Here is a 23,802-nt window from a genome sequence, read left to right on the forward strand (position 1 = left end):
GAGCGTCGGAACAGCGCAGGTCCATGGGAACTCGCTCTCAGACAGTCGCCGTCCGCGATTTCCGGCTTGGCAGCGTCATGGCGATGACGCTGACCACCACGAGCGCCATGCCCATCCAGGCCGTCGGCTGCGGCAGTTCCCCAAGGAAAACCATCCCGATGCCGACGCCGATCGGAACCCGGAGATAGGCTTGCGCCGTCACACCGACCGTGCCGATACGCTTCAGAAGATAGAAGTAGAGCGTGAAGGCGAGTGCCGTCGAGAAGACGGAAAGCGCAATAAGCGCGCTCAACGACGCCGCCGTCGGAGCGAGTGTCCAAGGGCGATCGCCGATCAAGCTGACGGGCATCAGAATCACCGATCCCATGAGGAGCGAGCCTGCCGCCGGCATCATCGGGTCGAGGTCTCGGAACGTCCGTCCGAACGTCACCGCAGCACCATAGGCCATCGCGGCGATGATGATCGCGAGCTGCGCGGTCAACTGCTGGCTAGCGCCCTGAAGCGCGGACGGGCCAACGACGAGGCAGATGCCGACGAGGCCTGCCGCGACCCCAAGGGCCTTGCGGGTGCTGACAACCTCGTGCCGCGTGATCCCCCAGTTGATCAGAAAGGCGAAGACCGGGGTCAGGGAGTTCAGGATCGTCGCGAGCCCCGCATCGACGAACTGCGTCCCCCACGCCACCAGCACGAAAGGAACCACCGAATTCAGGCAGGCCTGGACGAAGAAGCGGCCGAGGTTGCGGCGATCCAGCGGAAGACGCAGGCCGCGCAGGTGCAGAACCACGAGAATCAGGGAGCCTGCGATGAGCGTGCGCGTCGCGATCAGTGTGATCGGGGGTATGGTCTCAACCGCGATCTTGATGAACGTGTAGGAGGCACCCCAAAGCGTCGCCAACACCAGAAGGAGGCCGAGGCTGACGGCAAGGTGAGGTTGCGGGTCCGCCATGAAGGCCGTCTCCTGGGGCATCAGGAGGCTTCCATCCCGAGCTCCATCCCCTCTCTCCTGACGGATGACGCGATCTAGGGCAAGCGGGCACGCCGCATCGGCGCAGTCCGCGCTTGCACGTGCGAGTGCGTCGCGGCATGTCGACGACTAGGAACCACCGACCCAACGGAACCCGCATGGCCACCCAAGCCGCCTGGAATCATCCTGTTCCACGCATCGAAGCGTCGGAGCGCCGGCGGCGGCTGGATCGTCTGCGGGCAGAACTGGACAAAGCCGGCATCGAAGCTCTTCTCCTCGGCTCCACCGAAAGCCTTCGCTATTTCACTGGCCTCGTCTGGCATGGCAGCGAACGGTTCTGCGGCGCGCTGGTGACCCGCGACACCCTGCGATACGTCGTGCCGGGCTTCGAGTGTTCGCGCGTGGAAACGTTGCCGCGGCTGGAGGGCGACATCGTCGCCTGGCAGGAGGAAGAGGAATCCGCAGAGCTCATCTCCGCCATGCTGTCGTCAGGCGCGACGTTGGCACTGGACGAGCAGTTGCCCCTGTTCCAGTATCACCGTCTGGCCCGGGCTTTCGGTGCGGAGCGGCTTCGTGACGGCGGGCCGATCGTCTCCCGCCTGCGCATGCGCAAGTCCCCCACGGAGATCGCGCTGATCCAGCATGCGATGAACCTGACGCTCGGTGTTCACGAGCGTGTCCGGGCGGATATGCAGCCCGGCATCGCGGCATCCGAGGTCGTCGCCTTCATCGATGCCGAGCATCGTCGGCTTGGAGCCGACAACGGCTCCACCTTTGCGATCGTCTCGTTCGGTGCCGCCACCGCCTTGCCCCACGGCGCGGATGAAGAACAGACGTTGCGGGATGGCGATGTGATCCTTGTCGACACCGGTTGCCGTCTGGACGGCTATCATTCCGACCTGACGCGCACTTACGTGATGGGCGAACCGGAAGCCGACGTCGCGCGCACCTGGCGGATCGAGCGCGAGGCGCAGGACGCCGTGTTTGAGGCCGCCCAGGTCGGGGCTTCCTGCGCATCGCTCGACGACGCGGCGCGGAAGGTTCTCGGACGGCACGGGCTCGGGCCGGACTATCGACTTCCCGGACTACCCCATCGCGCCGGCCATGGACTGGGCCTCGAGATCCACGAGGCGCCCTACATCGTTCGCGGCAACGACACAGTTCTCGAGCCCGGCATGTGCTTCTCGGTCGAACCGATGATCGTGATCCCGGACCGTTTCGGCATTCGCCTCGAGGATCATGTGTACATGACCGAAACGGGTCCCCGGTGGTTCACGAAGCCGGACGACAGTCCGACGGCACGTCGTTGAACGCCGGACCGAGAAACGCTCCGGCTCTACGTTCTTTCCGCGTGCGCAGCGGTCTTCTGGAGCAGAAGCGCGACGAGCGCCGTCCAGCCGGTCTGGTGACTCGCGCCGAGCCCCAGTCCCGTGTCGCCGTGGAAGAACTCGTTGAACTGGATCAGTTCGACATCGTCCGCCCCTCCGCGAGTGGCCGGACCGCCGAGCGCCGGGCGCGTCCCATCCTCATGTCGGGCGAACAGAGCGCAGACACGCGTCGAAAGCTCGTCGGCAATCTGCGTCAGCGTCGCCATGCGGCCGGAGCCCGTCGGGCACTCCTGGCCGAACTCGTCGCCATAGAAGCGGGCGAACTCGCGGATGGACTCGACGAGCATGAGGTTGAGCGGCATCCAGACCGGCCCGCGCCAGTTGGAATTGCCGCCGAACATGCCGGAGGTCGAGACGCCGGGCTCGTAGCGCACCTCGAAACGCGTCCCGTCGCGTTCCATGGCGAACGGAGCGTCCCTATGGGCCTTCGACAGAGAGCGAACGCCGAAGGGGGACAAGAACTCGTTCTGGTCCAGCATGCGGGCGAGCAGCCTCGACATGCGCTGTCTGCGCAGAAGCGACAGGAGGAAGCGCGCGTCCTTTCCGGGTTCGGCGAACCGCGAAACCTGCATGGTGAGATCCGGGCGATGACGCAGCATCCAGTCGAGCCGGCGGGCGAAATCGGGGTATCGCTCCGCCAGTCCGGCATCGAGCACCTCGACCGCGCAGAGCGGTATCAGTCCGACGAGCGAGCGCACCCGCAGCGTCGCCTCGGAGCCATCCGGCAGGATCAGGGCGTCGTAGAAAAAGCCATCCTCGTCGTCCCACAGGCCCCGTCCCTCGCCGCTGTCCTTGTCCGCCTCGGAGGCGCCGACATGGGTCATGGCCGAAGCGATGACGAGGAAATGCTCGAAGAACTTCGAGGCGATGTCCTCGTAGACCTTGTCCGCCTCGGCCAGTTCCAGCGCCATGCGCATGAGGTTCAGCGCGTACATGGCCATCCAGGCCGTCGCGTCCGCCTGTTCGAGCATGCCGCCGCCCGGGATCGGCTGCGAACGATCGAAGACGCCGATATTGTCGAGCCCGAGGAAGCCGCCCTGAAAGAGGTTGCGCCCCTGTGAATCCTTCTGGTTCACCCAATAGGTGAAATTGATCATCAGCTTGTGGAACAGCCGTTCGAGGAAGTCTCGATCGGGCGTACCGGTGAGCGCGGCATCCATGCGGTACACGCGCAGGGCGGCAAAGGCCTGGATGGGTGGATTGGCGTCGCCGAAGTTCCATTCGTAGGCCGGAAGCTGGCCGTTCGGATGCATGTACCGGTCACGTGCAAGCAGCAGCAGCTGCCGCTTGGCGAGCGCGGGGTCGACGATGGCCGCCGCCATGGCATGAAAGGCAAGATCCCAGGACGCGAACCATGGATACTCCCACGTGTCCGGCATCAGGATCAGGTCAGCCGCATCGAGATGCGTCCAATCGGCGTTGCGTCCGTCGAGGCGCGTCGCAGGCGGTGCCGGCTCGGCCGGGTCGCCATCCAGCCAGCGCTTCACGTCGTAGCGGTAGACCTGCTTCGACCACAGAAGGCCCGCCAGCGCCCGTCGCTGAACCAACCGCGCGTCCGCGTCGTCGATCGCCGCCTGCAGGACGGCGAAGAACGCGTCGCATTCCTTCCGGCGCTCAGCGAACGTCCGCTCGATCGTAGCCTCGTCGAGCCGCTCGGCATCCTCGGGCGCGAAGCGATACCGCAGAACGACGTGGCCCCCGGCGGGAATGTCATGGACCGAGAGGGCGGCGCATTTCGTGCCAGCGGTTGGCAACGGGACGACACGCCCGCCGACGATATGGTCGTTGATCGCGTCCTTGAACGCGTCGTCGGCTGACGCCCCGTCGAGGCGACGGATGTTGGTCTCGTTCTCGCAGAACAGCCAGTCCGCCTGCTGAAGCGCCGAAAGCCGCATATGACCGAACTGCGGATGTGAGGCGATCACCGAGCCAACGTCCGCCGGCCCGATCAAGGGTTTGGGCGCGGCGGGTTCCCAGCTCCACGTATTGCGGGCAACGAGTTGCGGGAGAACGTGGAGGACGGCGCCTTCCGGCCCGCGGTTCACCACGGTCACGCGCATCAGGATGTCGTTCGGAGCGGCTTTGGCGTAGTCGACCTGAACATCGAAGAAGCGGTCGTCGGCCAGGACACCGGTGTCCGACAGTTCGTATTCCGGTGCCACGGTTCCGCGTCTTCGTCCGTTCTCCGCCACGAGGTCCCCGTAAGGGAACCGCCTTTGCGGATATCGGTAGAGCATCGACTGCCAGGCATGGCTCGGCACCGCATCGAGATGCCACCACAGCTCCTTCACGTCCTCACCGTGATTGCCCTCCGCATTGGTCAGCCCGAAGAGGCGCTCCTTCAGGATCGGATCCACCCCGTTCCACAAGGCGAGCGACAGGCACCAGGTCTGATCGGCGTCGCAGAACCCGGCGATGCCGTCCTCCCCCCAGCGATAGCTGCGCGATCGTGCGTGATCGTGTGGAAGATATGACCACGCGTCGCCGTCCGCGCTGTAGTCCTCGCGGACCGTGCCCCATTGGCGCTCCGCCATATAGGGGCCCCACCTGAGCCACGCGTCCTGTTCGGGACCATGGATTCGCTGGCCTTCGGCGGTTTCGAGGAGCGGCGAACGCTCCGCCTCGCTCATCCCGCCTTCGTCCCGTCGGCCATCCGCCGCCCGGCCTTGGCATCGGGCTGCGGCTGAAGACTGGCCCAGGCGCGGCCGTCCCGCGCCAACAGGGCATCGGCGGACGCAGGTCCAGCGCTACCGGCAGCATAGAGCTCCGGCTCGCCCGTCTTCCAGGCCTCCAGCACGGGCTCGACCGAGACCCACGGCGCCTCGATGGCGTCGGCCCGCTGGAAGAGCGACGCGTCGCCCATCATGCAGGCGTAGAGCAGCGACTCGTAGCCGATGTTCGGCACGTGTTCGAAGAAGTCGTCGTGCATGAAGGTCTCGGCAACCGGGGCCAGCGCCATGCCGGGTCCCGGCGCCTTGATCTGGAAGTCCGTCCGCAGGCCCTTGTCGCCATCGATATGAAGCGACAGCCGGTTCGCCTCGGGCTGCCCGCCGAAGATCGAATGCGCGGACGGCTTGAACTGGAGCACGATCTCCGTCCGGTGCGCGGAGAGGCGCTTGCCCGTTCGCAGGTAGAACGGCACGCCCTGCCACCGCGGTGTCGCGATCTCGAGGCGAAGAGCGGCATAGGTCTCGATCGGGCTGTTCGGATCGACGCCGGGCTCCTCGCGGTAGCTGACGCGCGGTGCGCCGTTGACGGTGCCGGCCGCGTACTGGCCGCGCACCATGTCCAGTGGCTTCACCGGCTGGACCGCGGCGAGAACCCTTCCCTTGGCATCGCGAACCGCACGCTCGCCAAGATCCTTCGGCGGCTCCATCGTGACCATCGCCAGAACCTGGAAAAGGTGGTTCGGCACCATGTCTCGCAACGCACCGGTGCGCTCGTAGAAGCTGCCGCGGCCCTCGACGCCGAGAACCTCCGCCGCGGTAATCTGTACGTGGTCGAGGTGTTCGGCCGACCACAGCGGCTCGAAGATCCGGTTCGCGAAGCGTAGGGCCATGATCGCCTGGACCGTTTCCTTCCCGAGGAAATGGTCGATCCGATAGATCTGGTGCTCCTGCGCCCAGCCGAGAATCTTGGCGTCGAGGGCGCGCGCGGAGGCGAGGTCATCGCCGAACGGCTTCTCGACGACGAGGCGGCGGAAGTCACCCGCGTTCTCCTGCAGGAGATCGGCCTTTCCAAGCCCGTCGGCGATGGGACCGAAGAACCGTCCCGCCACCGCGCAATAGAAGATCGCGCTTCCGTGCACTCGCGCCGCGAGAGCCTGATAGGTCGCGTCCTGCGTCACGTCGCCGTGCTGGTAGCTCAGGCGACCGGAGAGATCGCACCATACGTCCTCCCGGATGGAGCCCGCGTTGAATTCGGCCGCTGGGTCCGCCGCCATCTGATGCAACGCGTCATAGAGGTTCTGGCGCCAGGTCTCATCGGTCAGTTCGGCACGGTCGATGCCGATGATACGGAAGTCGGGATCGAGAACGCCGGAAACCATGAGGTCGTAGATCGAGGGAACCAGCAATCTCTTCACCAGATCTCCGGCGGCGCCGAACAGGACGAGCGTACAGGCTGGGGCGACGGCGGGTGCGGTCATGGGGGGTTCCAAGCGATTCGGACGATGCACGGCTTGCTGCGAGACGACAGGTCGCACATCGTTGCGACAGGCTGAAGGGAGTTGGGAGCCTCGCGCGCGCTGTAAACACGCAAGCACGCAAGATTCTCGCGTCGACCCTGTCGCGGACGACCACAGACGGCCTCCGGGAAATGCCAAAGACAGAAGCCTCACCCGGACCGTTTGTCCACGTATCCCGCGCGGATCGCTCGTGCTATCGAGGTCGAGAGGATTTTCGGGGAGCGATCGGACGGTGACGGCGCAGCGCAGGGTTTGGGCAGACTGGGTCGTGCGCATCGTCGCACTGCTCTTCGTCGTCCATGGCGCGCTGCTGGCCTTGTCCCAGGGCGCCAACGCCGACAGCGTGCGGCGGGACCAGTTCGGCAACGTGCTCTGTCTTGCCAGCGCCGAGATCGGGCACGCAGGCCACGATCGCCCGGCCGAAAACCATGCACAGGTCATGGCATGCTGCACGCTCGCCTGCGGCATGTTCGCGGGTCTGATTGATCCGGTCGTCGTAGCGCCGCTGGCCACCCCGTGGGGGCTCATCGTCGCGGCCCCGAGGTTCCGCAGTTACGCGGATGTCCTGCCCGGCATTGCGGAAACGCCACGCAACACGCGTGGACCACCGAAAGCCGTCTGAGACCGCTTTCCGCCTTGAGCCATCATCGTATTTCCTTCGCGCCGCCCCTTGCGGGCCGGCCAGGACGGCGTGGATGGCTCATGCCTGGCCCATCGGCCAAGGCGAACGTCTCTCCGCTTCCGGATTTCCCTCCATGTCGGACTTCACCCTCGATCGTCCGGGGCGCACCGCGCGCGCGGCAAATGCGATCGACCTCTACCGCGCCGTTTGGCGATGGCATTTCTATGCGGGACTCTTCGTCCTGCCGTTCCTCCTAACGTTGTCGATCACCGGCGGTCTTTACCTCTTCCGCGACGAGATCGACGGGATCATTCATTCCGACGTTAAGCGTGTGGTCGCCCTAGAAGGCGCCAGCCTCGTCAGACCGTCGGAGATGGTGGACGCCGCACTCGCCGTCCATCACGGCACCGCGGTCAAGTTCACGAGCCCCGCGGATCCGACGTCGTCCGCCGAAGTGACGGTGCGCACCGACACGGGGGAGCGGCTTGCCGTCTACGTCGATCCCTTCAGCGGCAATGTGCTGGGAGCCCTGCCCGACCGGGGAACCGTCATGTGGACGATCCGTCAGTTCCACAGCCTCAAGTTTTTCGGACCGATCGCGCGTGGAGTCATCGAGATCGCGGCCGGCTGGTCGATCCTGCTCGTCGCGACGGGTGTGTTCCTATGGTGGCCGCGGGGACAGAAGGGCGGCGTCGTTTCCGTGCGCGGAACGCCGTCGCGACGCGTGTTCTGGCGCGACGCCCACGCCGTCACCGGCATCGCGGTAGGAGGATTCCTCGTCTTTCTGGCGGTGACGGGCATGCCCTGGTCTCAGGTCTGGGGCGGGCAGGTGAACCAGTGGGCCAACGGCTCCAACTTCGGCTATCCGTCCGGCATACGCGTCGACATTCCCATGTCGAAGGCCAAGCTCAGCGACGCAGGCACGACCAGCTGGTCGATGGAGCAGGCACAGGTTCCTGTCTCGGCGCCTTCCGCGCGGTCCCCGATCGGCCTCGACGAGGCGATCGAAACCTTCGACCGTCTCGGACTGCATCGCGGCTACGCCGTGAACATTCCGACCAGCGAGACCGGTGTTTACACCGGCTCGGTCTACCCCGACGACGCAGCCAGTCAGCGCGTCGTGCATCTCGACCAGTACAGCGGCGTCCCTCTCCTCGACATGGGATACGGTAACTACGGACCGCTGGGAAAGGCCCTCGAATGGGGCATCAGCGTCCATCTTGGACAACAGTTCGGGCTCGCCAACCAGATCGTCCTCCTGCTGGTCTGCATCGGCAACGTCGTGCTGGCGGTCTCCGCCGGGGTCATGTGGTGGAAGCGTCGTCCGGCGCGCTCCATGGGCGTTCCGCCGATGCCGAAGGAGCCGAGAGCTCTCTGGGGCCTTCTGGCTCTGCTGGCGGTCGGCGGCATCCTCTTCCCGCTGGTCGGCGCTTCGCTCGTTGTGATGCTCATCATCGACACCGCCATCCGCAAGCTCGTGCGCCCTGCCGCCGCATGAGTCCTCGACGGGACAAGGTCTCGACGCCTTGTCCCTTCATCCCGAACAACACGTTTCGCACCCTCTTTTCTCCGGATGCACCTCATGGCCAACAAAGCTTCCGCCGTTCGGTCCCTTGTCGCGGCCGCTGCCGCTCTCGGGGCAGTTTCCACCCTGCCCTCCCTCGCAGCGGCTCATGAATACAAGGTCGGCTCGATCGAAATCGGGCATCCCTGGAGCCGTGCGATGCCGCCGGGCGCACGCACGGGTGTCGGCTACCTCGTCCTGAAAAATGACGGCACGAACGCGGACCGACTGGTATCCGTCAGTTCGCCGGCTGCGACCTCGGTGGAAGTGCATGACATGTCTATCACCGATGGGGTGATGACGATGCGCAAGGTCGAAGGCGGGCTCGATCTCACGCCGGGCAGCGAGGCGAAACTTGCGCCGGGCGGTCTCCACCTGATGCTGGTCGGGGTGAAGGAGCCGTTCAAGGAGGGGCAGATGGTGCCGCTCGATCTGACCTTCGAGAAAGCGGGGACGGTGGAGGTGCAGCTGAAGGTCGACGCCATGGGCGCGAAGAGCGAGCACACGGCACACGCCCAATAAGCGCGAACCGGCGCCGTCGATCACGACTTGTTTTTGCAACATCTGCGGGGAGGCTTCGTTGCGAATGGGTTTACCGTCCAAACGGAGCGCTTCCATGCGTCGCCTGACCCTTTGCACGACCTTTGCCGTCCTCACCGTAACGGCCGGGGCGCTGGCCCCGATCCATTCCGCCAACGCGCAGCAGAATGCGCCGGCTACAGCCGAGACAGCCGCACAGTCTGAGCCGTTCAAACTTCCCGAACTCGGCTATTCCTACGATGCGCTGGCACCGATCATCGATGCGAAGACCATGGAGCTGCACCACTCCAAGCATCATCAGGCGTTTGTGACCGCTCTCAACAATGCCGCGAAGACCGACCCGTCGATCGCGAACGTTCCTGTCGAGGAGTTGCTGGCGTCGGTCAGCGGACGTCCCGCAGCCATCCGAAACAACGCCGGCGGACATTGGAACCACACGTTCTTCTGGCAGATCATGGCACCGGAGGGTCAACGCGGCGAGCCGTCGGCCGAGCTGACCAGCGCGATCAACGAGTCCTTCGGTTCGATGGACGAGTTCAAGAAGGCGTTCCAGGCAGCCGGCACCAGCCGCTTCGGCTCCGGCTGGGCCTGGCTGATCGTCGGCGACGACAAGAAGCTCGCGGTGGTTTCGACACCGAACCAGGACAATCCTCTGATGGACGTCGCGGAGACGCGCGGCATGCCGGTTCTTGGCAACGACGTGTGGGAACACGCCTACTATCTCACGTACAACAATCGTCGGGCGGACTACCTGTCGGCGTGGTGGGATGCCGTGAACTGGACCAAGGTGTCCGAGAACTACGCCAAGGCGATGGAAGGCTGAGACGCGCCGAGCGATGGGGAGCGCCGATCGGCGCTCTCCGTTTTGTTCAGAGCGTCATCGCCAGCATCACGACGTCGACCATGCTGCGTCGCTCCATGCCCCAACTGCCGAAATGACGAGCGTCCACCATGCGCCGATCGATCTCGACAACCTGCTGGTGGCGCGTGTCTTTTCGGATCCGCTCGTAGAGCGATTGAACCGCTTCTGGAGGCCCTTCCAGGATCTGAAGCACCCGCCTGCCGTCCAAGGCGAGCATGCCGGTCACGCCGTTCCGCTCGTTTCGTTTGGACGATTGCTCGACGATGCCGTCGAGGCTTTCGTGCGACACGTCGTCGGAAAGGTTGGATACGTAGACTAAACGCAGAAACATTCGGACCTCCGAGCCATCGGACCATTGCCATCCGACGCCGAACCACGCAAGCAATCGCTAAGACGGGCGGCTCGAAGGAGATCCTGCTCGCGGCACGGATGTAGCGGGCGCAAGCGAACATGAGAGAGCAGGAACGCCGGCGCATCGGTCGGGAGCTGGAGATCACCAGCGGTCTCAGCGCCGATCCCTTCGCATCCGCGGTTCGCGTGACGCGCATGCCGATGATCATCACCAACCCGCGCGAGGAAGACAACCCGATCGTCTTCTGCAACGACGCGTTTCTCCGCCTCACGGGCTACGACCGTGACGAGATCTTGGGGCGCAACTGTCGCTTCCTGCAGGGTCCCGCGACCAACCGGGACGATGTCGGCCGTCTGCGTGAGGCGATCGAGGCGCGTCAATCGATCGAGATCGACCTTCTGAATTATCGCAAGGACGGCACCACCTTCTGGAACGCGCTTCTCATCTCTCCGGTGTTCCAAGACGGCGAACTGGCCTACTTCTTTGCGTCCCAGTTCGATGTGACCGACCGCAAGCGCGCCGAGGAGCACCGCTTCCTTCTCAACCGCGAACTCGATCACCGGGTGAAGAACACGCTCGCGACCGTGCAGAGCGTCGTCCTGCAGACTCTACGCGACGCCAAGGTGCCGGCGAATGTCGCGTCCGCAGTGTCCGGACGCATTCAGGCCCTTGCTCGCAGCCACGACGTCCTGACCGCGGAAGCCTGGGCAAGCGCATTGCTCAGCGATGTCGTGAAGGGCGCCCTCGAGCCGCTTCACGATAGCGTCGGAGGTCGCCTCACCGTAGAGGGCCCGGAGGTTCGCCTGAAGCCACGGATCGCGACCATGCTATCGCTTGCGATCCACGAAATGGCAGAAAACGCGATCAAGCACGGCAGCCTTTCGAATCAGGACGGCACGGTCGAGATCCGCTGGGCGATCGAGGACGAGCAACTCGATTTCGGCTGGTACGAACATGACGGTCCGCCTGTATCGCGCCCGACCCGTACCGGTTACGGCATCCGGATCGTCGAGCGAGTTCTTGCGGCGGAATTCGGGGGCACCGCGACGATCGACTTCGACGCATCCGGCTTCGTGTTTCGCCTTCGTGCACCCCTACAACCCTTGGGGCGCGAAGCGACGAGTTGGACCTACCCCTGACATCAGAGGGCGGCCCTTTCGGCATTAGCCGAGAAGGTCCCGCACGACCCGCTCGAACACGTCCGTCCCGATCGGTATAAGTTCGTCGGGAAAATCATAGTCGGGATTGTGCAGGCGTGGGTGATCGACCCCCGCCCCAAGGAAAAACATCGCGGAACGGGCGTGATCGCCGAACCGGCCGAAATCCTCCGACGGATACATCGGCTGCCCCGGCGAGTGAGGCACGCCCTGCGCATCCAATGCCGCGCGCAGGATGCGCACTGCATCCGGGTGGTTCTCGCAGTGCCGGAAGACATCGTGGTAGCTGATATCGATCGAAAGGCCGTGCCCGGCGGCCGCCCGCTTTGCCAGCGCCTCGGCGTCGCCGCACAAGTCCGACATCCCACCGTCCCGCAGCGTGCGCAACGTCGCCCATATCTCCGCGTGTCCGGGTGCGATGCCGAATGCCGCCTCGCCGAGGCGGGCATGCGTGACCGTCACCAGTCTGAAGGCATCATCCAACTCGCGTCCACGGCTCAGTTCCGGCAGCACTTCCAGCAAATGCGTCAGTGCCGTCCGGGGGGAAACGCCGTCCCATGGCATTGAAGCGTGCGCCGTGCGCCCCGTTAGAACGATGCGCAGGCCACGGGACGCGCAGTTGACCGGCCCGTCACGAAGAGCGACTTCGCCGAGCGGCAGCCCCGGAAGATTGTGTAGGGAGAAGGCGAAGTCCGGCCGAATGGCGGAAAAGCGGGGATCCTCGATGACGTGCGCAGCGCCCTCACCCGTTTCCTCGGCAGGCTGAAATAGGAGTATGACCCGGCCTCGCTCGGGCCGTCGCTCGGCAAGCCGTCGGGCGAAGAGGGCAAGGATGGCGCTGTGGCCATCATGGCCGCAAAGGTGCCCTACTCCGTCGCGCCGAGACCGGTGGGATCGATCTCCAATTTCCTGGATCGGAAGCGCATCGAGTTCGGATCGCAGCAGGACGGTCGGTCCCTCGCTGCCACCTCGAAATGTCGCGGCAACGCCATTCCCGCCTAGACCGGTGAGAAGCTCGTCCGGCTCACACTGACCGAGGTATTCCGCGAGCGCCCGAGCGGTACGAACTTCGTTGTTCGAGACCTCGGGGTCCGAATGAAGGGTGCGCCGCAGCGCCACGATCTCCGACAGGTGGGGATCGTCCAGCCGCATAGGCAACTCGCTCGCATCGAAGGGGACCGCCGCAGCACATGGGCTGCGACCGGGAAACGAACCGAAGCGCAGGCCGCCGTCGTGTGAGCTGCCGACTTTCAGTCTCAAAAATGGGAGCGCCGCAGGGCGCTCCCAACGATATCGAAAACTTACTTAGCCTTGGCGGCCTTCGCCTTCGGCGCGGCCTCGACGTTCACAGCGTCCTTCAGGCCCTTGCCCGGGGTGAACTTGGCGACGTTGCGGGCCGGAATATCGACCTCGGCGCCCGTCGACGGGTTGCGGCCCTTGGATGCCGCGCGGTGGGAAACGGAGAACGTGCCGAAGCCGACGAGGCGCACGTCGTCGCCCTTGGCCATGGCGTCCTGCAGCGCGTCGAAGACGGCATCGACGGCAGTGGTGGCATCCTGCTTCGAAAGCTTGGACTTGTCCGCCACCGCGGCGACGAGTTCGTTCTTGTTCATACACAGTCTCCAGCGTTGAATTAGTCGCACCGACTCGGTGAGGTACACTGCGGAAAAGATGGTCGGCCTTCAAGGTCGAGATGGTCCCAAACCCACCAAAACAAGGGCCCCGAACGAAAAATGCCGCCCGGAGGGCGGCATTCTGAGCGTTTTTGACCGTGCCGGAGACCTCAGTGCGCGATGGCGCCCTGCGAATCATCTTTCTGCTTGGCGAGGTGAGCCGCGGCATCCTCTTCGGTCCACTCGATCGGCTGCGGAATGCGAACCAGCGCGTGCTGGAGCACCTCGCCCATCCGGGAGACCGGAACGATCTCGAGGTTGTTCTTCACGTTGTCCGGAATGTCGGCCAGATCCTTGGCGTTTTCGGCCGGGATCAGAACCTTGGTCATTCCGCCGCGAAGAGCCGCAAGCAGCTTCTCCTTCAAGCCGCCGATCGGCAGCACCCTGCCCCGCAACGTGACCTCGCCGGTCATGGCGATATCGCGCCGAACCGGGATGCCCGTCATCACCGAGATGATGGCGGTGGCCATAGCGATACCGGCGGACGGGCCGTCCTTCGGCGTCGCACCCTCCGGCACGTGGACGTGGATGTCCCGCTTGTCGAAGAGCGGCGGCTCGATGCCGTACTCGATGGCGCGGCTGCGGACATAGGAGGCAGCAGCCGAGATCGACTCCTTCATCACGTCCTTCAGGTTGCCCGTCACCGTCATCTTGCCCTTGCCAGGCATCATGACGCCTTCGATCGTCAGCAGTTCGCCGCCGACCTCGGTCCAGGCCAGACCCGTCACCACGCCGACCTGATCCTCAGCCTCGGCCTCGCCGTATCGATAGCGGTGCACGCCGAGATAGTCGGCGAGATTGGCCGCCGTCACCTCGACCTTGGTCACCTCACCCTTGAGGATGCTCGTCACCGCCTTTCGCGCCAGCTTGGACAGCTCGCGCTCATAGGAGCGCACGCCGGCCTCGCGGGTGTAGCGACGGGCGATGTCGCGCAGCGCGTCCTCGCTGACCGAGAACTCGTGCGGCTGCAACGCGTGATCCTTGATCGCCTTCGGCAGGAGGTGCCGCTTCGCGATCTCGATCTTCTCGTCCTCCGTGTAGCCGGCGATCCGGATCAACTCCATGCGGTCCATCAGCGGACCTGGGATGTTGAGCGTATTAGCCGTCGTCACGAACATCGTCGACGAGAGGTCGTACTCGACCTCGAGATAGTGATCCATGAACGTCGCGTTCTGTTCCGGATCGAGCACCTCGAGCAGCGCCGACGACGGATCGCCGCGGAAGTCCTGGCCCATCTTGTCGATCTCGTCGAGCAGGAAGAGCGGGTTGTTCCGCTTCGCCTTCTTGAGCGACTGGATGACCTTGCCGGGCATGGAGCCAATATAGGTCCGGCGATGGCCGCGGATCTCGGCCTCGTCGCGCACGCCGCCGAGCGCCATGCGGACATACTCGCGGCCGGTCGCCCGGGCGATCGACTTCGCAAGCGACGTCTTGCCGACGCCCGGAGGGCCGACGAGGCACAGGATCGGGCCCTTCAGCTTCGCCTGACGGCTCTGCACGGCCAGATACTCGACGATCCGCTCCTTGACCTTGTCCAGGCCGTAGTGCTCCTCCTCGAGGATCTCCTCGGCCTTCTTCAGGTCAATGCGAACCTTCGACGCCTTGCCCCACGGCAGGCCGAGCAGCCAGTCGAGGTAGTTGCGCACCACGGTCGCCTCGGCCGACATGGGGCTCATCTGCCGCAGCTTCTTCAGCTCAGCCGAGGCCTTTTCCTTGCCTTCCTTGGAGAGCTTCGTCTTCTTGATGCGCTCCTCGATCTCGGCGAGCTCGTCGCGGCCTTCCTCGCCGTCGCCAAGCTCCTTCTGGATCGCCTTCATCTGCTCGTTCAGGTAGTACTCGCGCTGCGTCTTCTCCATCTGGCGCTTGACGCGCGAGCGGATGCGCTTCTCCACCTGAAGCACCGAAATCTCGGACTCCATGAAGCTGAGGGCGCGCTCAAGGCGCTCCTGAACGCTGACGATCCCGAGCATCTCCTGCTTCTCGGGGATCTTGATGGCGAGATGCGACGCGACCGTGTCGGCGAGCTTGGAGTAGTCGTCGATCTGGCCGGCAGCGCCGACGACCTCGGGCGAGATCTTCTTGTTCAGCTTGACGTAGTTCTCGAACTCCGAGATCACCGAGCGGGCCAGCGCCTCGACCTCGACCGCGTCATCCTCGACCTCCGGGACGATCGTGGCGTTCGCCTCGTGCCAGTCTGTGCGGTCGGTGAAGCCCGAAATCTTCGCGCGAGAGACGCCCTCGACCAGCACCTTCACAGTGCCGTCGGGGAGCTTCAGGAGCTGGAGAACGTTGGCGAGCGTGCCGAGATCGTAGATCGCGTCGGGCGCCGGATCCTCGTCGCCCGCGTTCTTCTGCGTCGCCAGGAGAATCTGCTTGTCGGCGCCCATGACCTCTTCGAGAGCCCGGATGGACTTCTCGCGCCCCACGAAGAGCGGGACGATCATATGCGGGAACACCACGATATCGCGGAGCGGCAGGACCGGGTACTGACCGGCCTCGGCAGGCGCGTCGGCTTTGAACGTCGGGTCTGACATGCTTGTCCTTTCTGCGGCATGAGCCGCCGGAGGCCCTTTCGGATCGGCCCAATTGGCGCCGGATCGAAAGGCCTTTTCGCAACTGCAATGTGGTCGCCGTTCTCGCTCCGTTCAACCCGTGGCACCCGGCCGCAGGCTCTTCGATGGTGAACGGTGCGGTCGGCGAACCGCCTCTTACAAAAGTTAAGCCCGCCCCGGCGCTCCGGAGCGGGCTCGATAAGCTCAGATGATCCGGCTGGAACGTGCGTCAGGCACTCGCGGTCTCTTTCTCGTCCTTGCGGTCCGAGTAGATGTAGAGCGGCCGCGCGTTCCCATCGATGACCTCTTCCGAGATTACGACTTCCTGCACGCCTTCCAGCGTCGGCAGATCGAACATCGTGTCGAGCAGCATCGACTCCATGATGGAACGGAGGCCGCGGGCGCCGGTCTTGCGCTCGATCGCCTTGCGAGCGATCGCCTTCAGCGCGTCGTCGTGGAACGAGAGCTCGACGTTCTCCATCTCGAACAGGCGCTGGTACTGCTTCACCAGCGCGTTCTTCGGCTCGACCAGGATCTGCACGAGCGCCGGCTCGTCGAGGTCCTCGAGCGTCGCCAGAACCGGCAGACGGCCGACGAACTCGGGGATGAGCCCGAACTTCAGAAGATCCTCGGGCTCGACCTTCCGGAAGAGCTCGCCCGTGCGGCGATCCTCGGGGCTCTCGACATTGGCGCCGAAGCCGATCGAGGTCTTGCGGCCGCGATCCGAGATGATGCGGTCGAGGCCGGCGAAGGCGCCGCCGCAGATGAACAGGATGTTGGCCGTATCCACCTGCAGGAACTCCTGCTGCGGATGCTTGCGGCCGCCCTGCGGAGGCACGGACGCGACCGTCCCTTCCATGATCTTCAGAAGCGCCTGCTGCACGCCCTCGCCCGACACGTCACGCGTGATCGACGGGTTGTCGGACTTGCGGCTGATCTTGTCGATCTCGTCGATGTAGACGATGCCGCGCTGCGCGCGCTCGACGTTGTAGTCCGCCGACTGCAGGAGCTTGAGGATAATGTTCTCGACGTCCTCGCCGACGTAACCGGCCTCGGTCAGCGTCGTCGCGTCCGACATGGTGAAGGGCACGTCGAGGATGCGGGCGAGCGTCTGGGCGAGCAGCGTCTTGCCGCAGCCGGTGGGGCCGATCAGCAGGATGTTGGACTTCGCCAGTTCCACGTCGTTGTTCTTCGACGCGTGCGCGAGGCGCTTGTAGTGGTTGTGGACCGCGACCGACAGAACCTTCTTGGCGAAGGACTGGCCAATGACGTAGTCGTCGAGGACCTTGATGATCTCCTGCGGAGTCGGAACGCCCTCGCGGGACTTCACCATGGAGGACTTGTTCTCCTCCCGGATGATGTCCATGCAGAGCTCGACGCACTCGTCGCAGATGAAGACCGTCGGCCCGGCGATCAGCTTGCGGACTTCGTGTTGGCTCTTTCCGCAGAAAGAGCAGTAGAGCGTGTTCTTGCTGTCGCCGCCGCTCACTTTGCTCATCGTTCTTCCTTCCGTTCCGTACCTCGGACGTGGAGGTCCGGAGATAGGTCGAGTGACCCGTGACTCATCCTATGCTGCACCGCGAACAAAGCAACCGCCCGCCGCGGACGCGGTTCCGGCCTCGGGCCCTCTCGCATCCGTGACAGTCTAGCGACGCTATCCTTGATCGACGCTTAAGAGAGGCGAGCCTGAAAGGCTAAGCCCGCCTCGTGGCGACTTCAAGGACGGTTGCGCGTCTCACGTCAGGACGAGATGGCCGCCTCGACCGCCTCGCGGGTCGAGTGAACCTTGTCGATCAGACCGAAATCCTTGGCCTCGTCCGCCGTCATGAAATGGTCACGGTCCAGCGTGCGTTCAATGGTCTCGTAATCCTGGCCCGTGTGCTGGACGTAGACCTCGTTGAGCCGGCGCTTCAGCTTGATGATATCGAGCGCGTGACGCTCGATGTCCGACGCCTGACCGGAGAAGCCGCCCGACGGCTGGTGGACCATGATTCGGGCGTTCGGCGTCGCGAAGCGCATGTCCTTGTGACCGGCGCAGAGAAGCAGCGAGCCCATCGACGCGGCCTGGCCGATGCAGAGCGTCGAGACGGCCGGCTTGATGAACTGCATGGTGTCGTAGATCGCCATGCCCGACGTCACCACGCCGCCCGGCGAGTTGATGTAGAGAGCGATCTCCTTCTTCGGGTTCTCGGCCTCGAGGAACAGCAACTGGGCGCAGACGAGCGTCGCCATGCCGTCCTCGATCGGGCCCGTGATGAAGATCACGCGCTCCTTAAGGAGACGGGAAAAGATGTCATAGGCCCGCTCGCCCCGGTTCGTCTGCTCGACGACCATCGGAACAAGGTTCATCATGGTCTCGACGGGATGCTTCATGGTGGTCTCTCGTGAAGGGGCTGGCCGACGCCGTGTCGGTCGAATCAGGCTCGGTATTCCGCTTGCCTAGATAGGGCGCGCGGGGCGGCCTGCGCAAGAAGGCGCCCCGAACCCCGGCAGCCCCGCGCGAGCCCTGCCCTCAGCGGGACGGATCTCCGTCGTCGTCGTGGTCTTCCTTCGGGTCCGGCGGGATGATGGTACCATCGAAGTTTCTCGTGACGGTCTTCAGCTTGGACGGATCGGTCGGCGTCGCAGACGCCGCCGCAGGATCGTCAATCGGCGGCACGCCGCCGGCCGGCTCGACCGCAGTCACCCCCGCGAGGCGCAAGGGCGGCGCCTCGTGCGATTTCGTCTCACCGAACCAGACGGTCGTCTGCGGGAACGGAATCTCGATCCCGCGCTCGTCCATCAGTTCCTTGATGACTTCCCGGTAAAGCCGACCGATCCCCCACTGCTTGCCCGGCAGGGTCCTGACGCGGCCGCGAACCACGACGGCGTTGTCGCCGAGCGTTTCCACGCCGAGCATCTCGAAGTCGGCGATGATGCTGGTCCCTTCCGGCGACTGCCGTACGCGATCGAAGGCGTCCAGCATCACCGTCTTCACCTCGTCCACCTTCTCCCGGTAGGCGACGGAGACGTCGGCGACGAAGTTCGAGAAGTCCTTCGTCATGTTGGCGACCTGATCGACCGACGAGAAGGGAATGAGATGGTAGGTGCCATCGAGGGATCGGAGGCTGACCGAGCGGATCGTCAGCTTCTCGACGACACCGGACACGGAACCGAGTTGGACGACATCGCCCTCGTTCAGTGCATTCTCGATCTGGATGAAAGCGCCGGTGATGATGTCCTGAACGAGCTTCTGCGCACCGAAACCGACCGCGAGGCCGACGACGCCGGCACCTGCGAGGAGCGGCGCGATGTTGATGCCGATCTGCGAGAGCACCAGCATCATGACGATCAACGCCAGCGCGATCGTCAGCGCGTTTCGGAACAGCGACAGGAGAGTGCGCTCCCGCGCCGTCGGCACCGAACCGAAGTTCGGATTGAGGCGGTATTCGACCCACGATGAAAAGACGAGGTGGATACCGAAGCCGACGGTCAGGATCACCAAGGCTCCGACCAACGCGCTCATCATCCGACGACCAACGTCACTGGAAGCGAATGTTTCCAGATCGATGATCGACCAGGCATGCAGAATGACCGCGATCACCGCCGCGATCACGATGATCCGGAGAATCAGGAGGAGTTTTGGGATGAAGCCGTTGATACGGCGTTCCAGAAGCGGAAAGCGCTCGCTTGTCCCAGCCGAGACGCGGATGCCTCGCGCGATGATTTTCGTCAGGATGGATACGACCAGTCCACCGATCGCCATCGCCGCGATCGACATCAGCGAAGCCGCGAGCATGAACTGGAAGCCGTTGCGCGGGCTGCTGATCCAAAGGGCAAAGAGCGCGCTGATGAAGCACGCCGCCAGAAGCCACCAGAGCTGTCCGAGAAGGTGATGAACCCGCGCCTGCGGATTTCGGGCGCCTTCCCGATAGGCGCGCTGCAACCGCTTCTTCACCCGCTCCCGGTTCGCCAGAACCAGCCAGAGCGTAAACAGATACGCGACCGTGACTACGAGGAAGCGGACGGCGTTGCCGGCGGCGATGCTGGAGATCGACTGGACCACCGGCGCAACGAACAGGAAGATGTAGCCGAGAAGCGTGATCACCAGCGCCAATCGCCGATACCAGTATCGCGCCTGACCATCGCTGAAGGGCGTCAGACGGAGCGGCGGATTGAAAGGCGCGACGAAGGCCGCGAGACCAACCTTGACGAGTTCGGTCAGAGCGAATGCGTTCAGGAACAGAGCTTCGTTGATGTCGGGCGGACCACCAGACAGCACCAGCGACGTGGCATGGCCGGCCGCGACGGCGATGATGACCGTGAGCGCGTCGGCCAGCATGGCGACGGCGGCAAGAAACAATCGCAACACGGGCGCCTTGGGCTTCGCCCTTGTGCCGAGCCATTCGACAAGCCGGCGTCGCGGCCATGACACGACGGCGAGCGCGAGCAGCGTCGCAATCGCGATCGTCGACACCGGGAGGATCGCCTGCCAGACCCGAGGCAGGTTGATGGCCTGCGCACCCGACAGGAAGGTGCCCGCCTGAGCGATCAGACCTGCGATCTCTGTCGTACCGTCCTGGAGAGCCGCGACGGCCGATCGGGTGTAGGACGCGAGATGAGCCGGCACGGACTGGGCGAGATCGCCGTCGCCGGAGAGAACCGGGGTCTCGGAAGCGGCCGACTTCTCCGGCGCCTGATAGGCACTCGCCTTCAGCGTCTCGATCAGCCGGTTGCGTGTCGCCTCCGTCTCAAGGATGCGGATAAGGTCGTCGATCCCCTCCCGCTGGTCGGCGCTGACGGTTCCTTCGCCACTCTGGGAGCCGGAGGATGATGAAGGAAGCGAAGGAAGCAGGGTCGATGTCTGCGCCATGATCGGCTGCGACGCGATCATTGAGGCGAGCAAGAAGCAAAGCGCGAGAAGCAGCGCTCGAGCACCGGTGTGTCGGATCATGGAGCTCCGGTCCGTGGCGGGCATGGGTCTTCGCCGGAGCGGCTCAAAATCGGGCGCCCGGGGGGTTCGCCACCCGAACTAGAGTCCGGATGCGACCATGCCATGGCGATGGTGGTATTCTCCTCGCAGGCGCAAACAAAAAAGGCCGCCCCGATGGGCGGCCTCCAATGCGACGCTACTCGAAATCAGGCGGCCGAGGACAGCTCGTCCTCGTCGTCCTTCATGAGTTCGTCCTTGCTCACGGTCTTGTCGGTGACGGCGACCGTCGACAGGAGGTGATCGACGACCTTCTCTTCGTAGATCGGGGCGCGCAGGCTCTGGATCGCTTCCGGCGTCTTGCGGAAGTAGTCGTAGACCTGCTGCTCCTGGCCTGGGTACTGACGGACCTGGTCGATCACCGCGCGCTGCAGTTCCTCATCCGACACCGTCACGCCGGCCTTCTCGCCGATCTCCGAGAGGACGAGACCGAGACGAACGCGACGCTCGGCGAGCTTGCGGTACTCAGCCCGCGCCTTCTCCTCGGTCGTGTCCTCGTCCTCGAAGCTCTTGCCACTCTGCTCGAGCTCGCGCGACACCTGATTCCAGATGTTGTTGAACTCGGCTTCGACGAGCTTCTCCGGCAGCTCGAACGAGTATTCGGCATCGAGCTGGTCGAGGAGCTGACGCTTCACCTTCTGGCGCGTCGCCTGGCCGAACTGGCTCTCGATCTGGCCGCGAACGATCTCGCGCAGGCGAGCAATCGACTCAAGGCCGAGCTTCTTGGCGAGCTCGTCGTCGAGTTCCATCGCGTCGGGCGCCGCAACGGCCTTCACGGTCACCGCGAACTCGGCGTCCTTGCCGGCGAGATGAGCGGCACCGTAGTCCTCGGGGAACTTGACGTTGACGGTCTTCTCGTCGCCGGCCTTCACGCCGACCAGCTGATCCTCGAAGCCCGGGATGAACTGGCCCGAGCCGAGCACGAGGTTGGAGTCCTCGGCCGATCCGCCCTGGAACGCCTCGCCGTCGACCTTGCCGACGAAATCCATCGTGACGCGGTCGCCGTTCTCGGCAGCGCCGTCCTTCGGCTGGTAGGTGCGGGCGCTCTCGGCGATGCGCTTGACCTGGTCCTCGACCTCGTCGTCGCCGATCTCGACGACCGGACGCTCGATCTTGATGCCGTCCGTCTCCTTCAGGTCGAAGGACGGGAGGGTCTCGTAGGCGACGGTGAAGCGGAAGTCGCTCTCGCCGCGCAGCACTTTTTCGGCCTCGCCCTCGTCCTCGGTCATCTGGATCTCGGGCTGCATCGCCGAGCGCTCGTTGCGCTCCGCAATCACCGAGCGCGGCGTCTCGTTGATGATCTGGTTGACGATCTCGGCCATGACCGAGCGGCCATACGACTTGCGCATGTGGCTCATCGGCACCTTGCCGGGGCGGAAGCCCTTGAGCTTGACCTGATCCTTGATCTCGTAGAGGCGAGTCTGCAGACGCGCTTCCAGATCGGACGCCGGCACGACGATCTCGATCTCGCGCTTCAGGCCTTCGGCCTTGGTTTCCCTAACCTGCATCGTCAACCCTTCATGGTCTCGACCGGCGGCCCTTGAGACCCGCCGCCGATCCTGATTGAATCTCGTTGTTGCCGAGCAGGCGCGGGCCGGAAGAACCGGACCTGAACGCCGCGGGCTGTCGGAACGCAACACCCGCCACCCGGCCATCCCGGCCTTTTAGTTGAGCACCCTTAGGGGATCAAGAGGCATGGGCGAATGGGTCGAAGCATAACAGGCCCCTAACGGACCTACTACAAACGGCTGCGGCGCGCTCAGACAATCGCAATTCAGGCCGGCTTCGCAAGGATCACCCTCGCGCGTGCAGTCAGGAGCCGCTGTGCAGGCACTTCAACGAAGTACCATAACGCGAAGGCGGCGCCCGCACTCAAGACTGTGATGGCGAACCCGGCTCCGCCGTAACCGAACTGTGCAACCCAGTTCTCACGCTGTGCCCACATCATGACGAGCAAGTGGACCATGTAGAATGAGAAACTCACCTTCCCCAGCAGTACTAGGGTCGGGTGACCGAGAGCGCGAGAGATTGCGCCATCCTGATGCGCGAAGACGAAGACCAGCAGACAGAACCAGACGAAACCACCCGACTGGCTGTACCAAAGTCCAAGCTCCCGCAATTGAATGCCCAACGCCCCTCGGACCGTCAGGGCCGTTACCCCGAACGCAAACACCGCACCGAGTGCCAAGATTTCGACCACGGTCATCCACGTGTCGCCTAAAGGCATTCGCCAGCCCACAAGCCATAGCCGGCCAACCATGACGCCGGCTACGAACTCGACGAAGCGGACCATCGGCGACTGCTGAATAAACACCTGTGGGGAGAGCGCCCACATGTCTGTACGACCGAGCACCGGTCCGTAGTCAGGCATCACCACGCTTGCGATCGTGGCCCCGAGAACCGCGCCGAATAACACCAGCGGCTTTCGCGTCATCAGCACAAGTGGGAAGGCCGCATAGAACGCCATTTCGGCTGAGATGCTCCAAGTGACGGCGTTGAGGGAGAACACATGGCCCGAGGTCGGAACCCAGGCGTGAAGCATGAAGAGATTCGTGAGGACGTACGGATACCAGTCCGCACTGTAAATCATGCCGGAGTGAAAGAAGGCCAAGGCGACCGCCGCGGTGACGAGGTGCGCGGGCCAGATGCGAGCAAGCCTGTTGACGAAGAACGACCGCAACTTCACATCGCCCCTTCCGCCATAGGCATAGGTCAGGACAAAACCCGACAGGACGAAAAAGAAGCTGACGCCGAGCGCTAGGGGCTCGTACGGAGCGCCGAACCCGATGCCTTGCAAGTGAAAGATCGCAATGGAAAGAGCCGCGAAGAAGCGAAGCGATGTCAGCGCGGCCAGTTGCGGCATCAGGGCTCGTTCCGTAGCGAATTGGAACATCCTCTATATCGCGTCTTCAATCCTATGGTGTGGCCGGAACGCCACGAGACCACCCGGTCGTGTATGACCGAGGTCGAAGG

General features: G+C 64.3%; 18 protein-coding genes. 6 read left to right on the forward strand and 12 right to left on the reverse strand.

What is annotated here, in order from left to right:
* Nucleotides 1–37: 37 nt before the first annotated feature.
* Nucleotides 38–967: a DMT family transporter gene (locus tag BM175_RS04680; protein WP_244545859.1), complete on the reverse strand. Its 930-nt coding sequence runs from the start codon at nucleotides 965–967 to the stop codon at nucleotides 38–40.
* A 155-nt stretch (nucleotides 968–1,122) separates the two neighbouring features.
* Between BM175_RS04680 and BM175_RS04685 the strand changes: the two genes are divergently transcribed.
* Nucleotides 1,123–2,274, forward strand: a complete 1,152-nt coding sequence (locus BM175_RS04685) for a M24 family metallopeptidase (RefSeq protein ID WP_090959933.1) — start codon at nucleotides 1,123–1,125, stop codon at nucleotides 2,272–2,274.
* A 26-nt stretch (nucleotides 2,275–2,300) separates the two neighbouring features.
* On the opposite strand, the gene BM175_RS04690 is transcribed toward BM175_RS04685, so the two are convergent.
* Together BM175_RS04690 and zwf are read right to left on the reverse strand one after the other, a co-directional pair.
* Nucleotides 2,301–4,982, reverse strand: coding sequence for an MGH1-like glycoside hydrolase domain-containing protein (locus BM175_RS04690; protein ID WP_090959936.1), 2,682 nt, complete (start codon nucleotides 4,980–4,982; stop codon nucleotides 2,301–2,303).
* Nucleotides 4,979–6,499 carry a glucose-6-phosphate dehydrogenase gene (gene zwf, locus BM175_RS04695; protein WP_090959939.1) on the reverse strand — a complete coding sequence of 507 codons (1,521 nt, stop codon included), beginning with the start codon at nucleotides 6,497–6,499 and terminating at the stop codon, nucleotides 4,979–4,981. The genes BM175_RS04690 and zwf overlap by 4 nt, the downstream gene beginning before the upstream one ends.
* 307 nt (nucleotides 6,500–6,806) lie before the next feature.
* Here zwf and BM175_RS04700 point away from each other — a divergent pair, with 307 nt between their 5' ends.
* From BM175_RS04700 to BM175_RS04715, 4 genes are all read left to right on the forward strand, one after another.
* Nucleotides 6,807–7,160 carry a hypothetical protein gene (locus BM175_RS04700; protein ID WP_175526755.1) on the forward strand — a complete coding sequence of 118 codons (354 nt, stop codon included), beginning with the start codon at nucleotides 6,807–6,809 and terminating at the stop codon, nucleotides 7,158–7,160.
* A gap of 133 nt (nucleotides 7,161–7,293) precedes the next feature.
* Nucleotides 7,294–8,658, forward strand: a complete 1,365-nt coding sequence (locus tag BM175_RS04705; RefSeq protein ID WP_090960223.1) for a PepSY-associated TM helix domain-containing protein — start codon at nucleotides 7,294–7,296, stop codon at nucleotides 8,656–8,658.
* A gap of 84 nt (nucleotides 8,659–8,742) precedes the next feature.
* On the forward strand, nucleotides 8,743–9,246 hold the full coding sequence (locus BM175_RS04710) for a copper chaperone PCu(A)C (protein ID WP_090960226.1): 504 nt from the start codon (nucleotides 8,743–8,745) through the stop codon (nucleotides 9,244–9,246).
* A 94-nt stretch (nucleotides 9,247–9,340) separates the two neighbouring features.
* A complete protein-coding gene (locus BM175_RS04715) occupies nucleotides 9,341–10,087 on the forward strand; it encodes a superoxide dismutase (protein ID WP_090959945.1) in 747 nt (248 codons plus the stop codon).
* Between the two features lie 46 nt (nucleotides 10,088–10,133).
* On the opposite strand, the gene BM175_RS04720 is transcribed toward BM175_RS04715, so the two are convergent.
* Complete coding sequence (locus tag BM175_RS04720) at nucleotides 10,134–10,457, reverse strand: BLUF domain-containing protein (RefSeq protein ID WP_090959948.1); 324 nt, start codon at nucleotides 10,455–10,457, stop codon at nucleotides 10,134–10,136.
* A gap of 119 nt (nucleotides 10,458–10,576) precedes the next feature.
* On the opposite strand from BM175_RS04720, the gene BM175_RS04725 reads away from it, so the two are divergent.
* Complete coding sequence (locus tag BM175_RS04725) at nucleotides 10,577–11,617, forward strand: HWE histidine kinase domain-containing protein (RefSeq protein ID WP_090959950.1); 1,041 nt, start codon at nucleotides 10,577–10,579, stop codon at nucleotides 11,615–11,617.
* Between the two features lie 24 nt (nucleotides 11,618–11,641).
* Here BM175_RS04725 and BM175_RS04730 read toward each other — a convergent pair whose 3' ends face one another.
* From BM175_RS04730 to BM175_RS04765, 8 genes are all read right to left on the reverse strand, one after another.
* Nucleotides 11,642–12,787 carry an amidohydrolase gene (locus BM175_RS04730; RefSeq protein ID WP_090959953.1) on the reverse strand — a complete coding sequence of 382 codons (1,146 nt, stop codon included), beginning with the start codon at nucleotides 12,785–12,787 and terminating at the stop codon, nucleotides 11,642–11,644.
* 149 nt (nucleotides 12,788–12,936) lie between these two features.
* On the reverse strand, nucleotides 12,937–13,248 hold the full coding sequence (locus tag BM175_RS04735) for an HU family DNA-binding protein (protein ID WP_090959956.1): 312 nt from the start codon (nucleotides 13,246–13,248) through the stop codon (nucleotides 12,937–12,939).
* A gap of 170 nt (nucleotides 13,249–13,418) precedes the next feature.
* Nucleotides 13,419–15,842 carry an endopeptidase La gene (lon, locus tag BM175_RS04740; RefSeq protein WP_090959958.1) on the reverse strand — a complete coding sequence of 808 codons (2,424 nt, stop codon included), beginning with the start codon at nucleotides 15,840–15,842 and terminating at the stop codon, nucleotides 13,419–13,421.
* 247 nt (nucleotides 15,843–16,089) lie between these two features.
* The gene (gene clpX, locus BM175_RS04745; protein ID WP_055884037.1) at nucleotides 16,090–17,358 is read right to left on the reverse strand and encodes an ATP-dependent Clp protease ATP-binding subunit ClpX; all 1,269 of its coding nucleotides are present in this window, start codon (nucleotides 17,356–17,358) and stop codon (nucleotides 16,090–16,092) included.
* A gap of 242 nt (nucleotides 17,359–17,600) precedes the next feature.
* Complete coding sequence (locus tag BM175_RS04750; RefSeq protein ID WP_055884034.1) at nucleotides 17,601–18,233, reverse strand: ATP-dependent Clp protease proteolytic subunit; 633 nt, start codon at nucleotides 18,231–18,233, stop codon at nucleotides 17,601–17,603.
* A gap of 139 nt (nucleotides 18,234–18,372) precedes the next feature.
* Nucleotides 18,373–20,793: a mechanosensitive ion channel domain-containing protein gene (locus tag BM175_RS04755; protein WP_175526756.1), complete on the reverse strand. Its 2,421-nt coding sequence runs from the start codon at nucleotides 20,791–20,793 to the stop codon at nucleotides 18,373–18,375.
* A gap of 185 nt (nucleotides 20,794–20,978) precedes the next feature.
* Entirely contained in the window at nucleotides 20,979–22,337 is a 1,359-nt protein-coding gene (gene tig / locus BM175_RS04760; RefSeq protein WP_090959963.1) for a trigger factor, read from the reverse strand.
* Nucleotides 22,338–22,603: 266 nt separating this feature from the next.
* Nucleotides 22,604–23,692, reverse strand: coding sequence for an acyltransferase family protein (locus BM175_RS04765; protein ID WP_175526757.1), 1,089 nt, complete (start codon nucleotides 23,690–23,692; stop codon nucleotides 22,604–22,606).
* Nucleotides 23,693–23,802: the final 110 nt, after the last annotated feature.

The organism is Aureimonas phyllosphaerae, from assembly GCF_900113065.1.
Classification (GTDB): Bacteria; Pseudomonadota; Alphaproteobacteria; order Rhizobiales; family Rhizobiaceae; genus Aureimonas; species Aureimonas phyllosphaerae.

Bases quoted from the DNA above. Each gene is read 5' to 3' on its own strand.
- BM175_RS04720 (WP_090959948.1), bottom strand. From the start codon at position 10,457: ATGTTTCTGCGTTTAGTCTACGTATCCAACCTTTCCGACGACGTGTCG.
- tig (WP_090959963.1), bottom strand. From the start codon at position 22,337: ATGCAGGTTAGGGAAACCAAGGCCGAAGGCCTGAAGCGCGAGATCGAG.
- BM175_RS04725 (WP_090959950.1), top strand. From the start codon at position 10,577: ATGAGAGAGCAGGAACGCCGGCGCATCGGTCGGGAGCTGGAGATCACC.
- zwf (WP_090959939.1), bottom strand. From the start codon at position 6,499: ATGACCGCACCCGCCGTCGCCCCAGCCTGTACGCTCGTCCTGTTCGGC.
- BM175_RS04685 (WP_090959933.1), top strand. From the start codon at position 1,123: ATGGCCACCCAAGCCGCCTGGAATCATCCTGTTCCACGCATCGAAGCG.
- BM175_RS04735 (WP_090959956.1), bottom strand. From the start codon at position 13,248: ATGAACAAGAACGAACTCGTCGCCGCGGTGGCGGACAAGTCCAAGCTT.
- BM175_RS04755 (WP_175526756.1), bottom strand. From the start codon at position 20,793: ATGATCCGACACACCGGTGCTCGAGCGCTGCTTCTCGCGCTTTGCTTC.
- BM175_RS04705 (WP_090960223.1), top strand. From the start codon at position 7,294: ATGTCGGACTTCACCCTCGATCGTCCGGGGCGCACCGCGCGCGCGGCA.
- BM175_RS04730 (WP_090959953.1), bottom strand. From the start codon at position 12,787: ATGCGGCTGGACGATCCCCACCTGTCGGAGATCGTGGCGCTGCGGCGC.
- clpX (WP_055884037.1), bottom strand. From the start codon at position 17,358: ATGAGCAAAGTGAGCGGCGGCGACAGCAAGAACACGCTCTACTGCTCT.
- BM175_RS04680 (WP_244545859.1), bottom strand. From the start codon at position 967: ATGCCCCAGGAGACGGCCTTCATGGCGGACCCGCAACCTCACCTTGCC.
- BM175_RS04710 (WP_090960226.1), top strand. From the start codon at position 8,743: ATGGCCAACAAAGCTTCCGCCGTTCGGTCCCTTGTCGCGGCCGCTGCC.
- BM175_RS04750 (WP_055884034.1), bottom strand. From the start codon at position 18,233: ATGAAGCATCCCGTCGAGACCATGATGAACCTTGTTCCGATGGTCGTC.
- BM175_RS04715 (WP_090959945.1), top strand. From the start codon at position 9,341: ATGCGTCGCCTGACCCTTTGCACGACCTTTGCCGTCCTCACCGTAACG.
- BM175_RS04765 (WP_175526757.1), bottom strand. From the start codon at position 23,692: ATGCCGCAACTGGCCGCGCTGACATCGCTTCGCTTCTTCGCGGCTCTT.
- BM175_RS04690 (WP_090959936.1), bottom strand. From the start codon at position 4,982: ATGAGCGAGGCGGAGCGTTCGCCGCTCCTCGAAACCGCCGAAGGCCAG.
- lon (WP_090959958.1), bottom strand. From the start codon at position 15,842: ATGTCAGACCCGACGTTCAAAGCCGACGCGCCTGCCGAGGCCGGTCAG.